This window comes from Streptomyces sodiiphilus, assembly GCF_039529215.1.
Lineage (GTDB): Bacteria > Actinomycetota > Actinomycetes > Streptomycetales > Streptomycetaceae > Streptomyces > Streptomyces sodiiphilus.
The window spans coordinates 1-2,218 of the sequence record NZ_BAAAMJ010000074.1 but is presented as its reverse complement, the minus strand read 5'-3'; the positions used below and the strand labels follow the sequence as shown (position 1 = coordinate 2,218).

At 45.5% G+C, this 2,218-nt stretch carries 2 protein-coding genes; both read right to left on the bottom strand.

The features are described 5' to 3' along the window. Positions 1 to 541 precede the first annotated feature (541 nt). Positions 542 to 814, bottom strand: a complete 273-nt coding sequence (locus tag ABD299_RS23315; protein WP_344266225.1) for a hypothetical protein — start codon at positions 812 to 814, stop codon at positions 542 to 544. 624 nt (positions 815 to 1,438) lie between these two features. After that, the gene (locus tag ABD299_RS23310) at positions 1,439 to 2,008 is read right to left on the bottom strand and encodes a recombinase family protein (protein WP_344266222.1); all 570 of its coding nucleotides are present in this window, start codon (positions 2,006 to 2,008) and stop codon (positions 1,439 to 1,441) included. Positions 2,009 to 2,218: the final 210 nt, after the last annotated feature.

Sequence of the window (2,218 nt, the reverse complement as noted above, 5' to 3'; positions counted from 1 at the left end):
CCTACCTTCAGCCTCTAATATTCCTTCTAATCCATTCCTGAGCTGATCTAGGATCTTGATATAGAATCCATCTTCTGCCTTGTTTTTTGTCCTATCGTATAGATCGTATCCTTTCCAGGTCTTTGATTTTGTTATTGAATGATTATTTCTTCTCATTTATTAGATTCTCCTTATTTGTTTATGTGATGGTAGCCCTTGTATTCTCCTACTGTACGTTCTATATTGAAATGGGCATTACTAATGCTTCGCAGTGTATAGATATATATCATAGCTATATTGCCACCTTTAATTTAGGTGCAGTACCTTTTTGCTTGCTGTACATCCCCGTATAGCAAGGCTTCTGGCGATTTGAAACTGAGTTTTGAGTAGCCTTTTCCTAGACTTTGTACTGTGACAAAAGTTTGCAGCAATAAGTGCTACTGAAGCTCTGATTTTGTAAGCAGGCTAACAACATTACCTTGCGCTCTTATTGCTTTTATATTGATAGACTGCTGATAAATCTTATCAAGACACAGCCAAAACTGTATATGTAACCACCAACCTACTTAGCCCAATAATTGTTGAGCGGCTTGTGATCTGGGTTGGTCTTGTCGATGGCAGCTCCTAACGCAGTAAAGGCGTGCTGATAGGTCTTGTACGTTTTGCCATTGCTATACCAAACATCGAAGTCAGTGTAGGAACGCACCACGGCTAGCAGCGCTTCTGGCTCTCCATCGCGTGAAATCACATCTATCGCACCTGTGACCTCTCCTTTCTCTAACCAAACGCTAATCGTTGCGTAAAACCATTCAAGGTCATGTTTGATGGTTGCCATCTGTCGTACCTATTAGATTATTGGTCTGTGTATGCATGAAGCGCCAGCAGCTTCTCTGGACTGGAATAAAGCTGGAAGGGCAACCCCTGGACGAGGCTCGTCCTCCTCTCCAAAAGCCTCTTAAAATGGCTTTCTTCAAGGATAGACGGCCTTGTTCGGACTATTAGCGCATTACCAGCTTTCACTGATAACAGCCCCCCTTACGCGCTCCGAAAGCTACCTTGCCGTCACACCGTCACAATCCCGATTTGCCCTAATGGCTGGCTGGTTTTCTCATTCCTGCCGTGACTGATGAATAGTTTAGGTCGACCGCTCGACGCTTGTGCCTGGGTAAGGACTCCCCGTTTAGCACAACAATGGCGGCGTCTGAAGCAACAGCTCTCGAATCCAATCTTCAGTGCCAGCATAAGCCCAAAGGCCATTGCTAGATTGGAGAGGGTTTGCAAGCTGGAAGGAAGGCTCATAGAATAAGAGGTGTCTAAGTCTCTCTGCCTTCCTTGTCCAAGTGATTGCAGATTTGGTGGGGAGAATCAGCGCCAACTGGTTCTCCTTGCCTCTCCAAAGTCTTGCGAATAGATTACCCCTCCTTTAGAAAATCTTAAACCCTTGATCTGGTGGCAAAGCCTACTTATTCCAATGGCGTTTGATGGTTGGCAGGCTGAAGCCTGTAGCTTTGGCTGTTTCTGATTGCGTAAAACCCTTCTCCTTGCCCTCCTGAACGGCTTTGGTTGTGTCGTTAGCTTCTGGCCTACCCAACCGCTTACCCTCACTCTTGGCACGCTGTAAGCCTTCCTGAGTACGCTCTATGATGCGGTTACGCTCAAATTCTGCGAAGGCTGCGAACATCTGAAGCATTAGCTTACCGTTGGCACTGGTCAGGTCTGGTGTTGGAAGGTCTAAGCTGATGACTCGAATATTTTTGGCTTGCAAGGCTGTGATGGTTTGCTGAACGTCGATGTTGTCACGCCCTAAGCGGTCTAGCTTCAAGACTACTAGCGTGTCTCCTGCTTCTAGTTTGTGGTCTACCAGTGCTTTAAAGGCTGGACGTCTCATTGCCTGAATAGATCCACTTACCGTTTCACTGATGACCCGCTCTTCTTCTACCGGATAGCCTGCTGACTCTATCGCTTGGATCTGATTGCTGGTGTGCTGTTCTGTTGTGCTAACGCGGCAATAAGCGAAAGTACGACCCATGATTTTGACTCCTGCAGGCTTGGTATCAAATAACGTGGTATCATAATAAAACAGGTATCATTAAATGTAAACCCTATTTTTTTGACACCTTCAGGAGGCTGTTTTTATGGTGTCTTTTAACGGTCGTTTGTTGACACCTAATCGCTGACATAAAAAAACCCGCGCAATGGCGGGTATTCATAGACTTATCTATTCATTGGCAAGCAGATT

Excerpts from the sequence above, each read along its gene's own strand:
- ABD299_RS23315 (WP_344266225.1), bottom strand. The coding sequence starts at position 814 with ATGGCAACCATCAAACATGACCTTGAATGGTTTTACGCAACGATTAGC.
- ABD299_RS23310 (WP_344266222.1), bottom strand. The coding sequence starts at position 2,008 with ATGGGTCGTACTTTCGCTTATTGCCGCGTTAGCACAACAGAACAGCAC.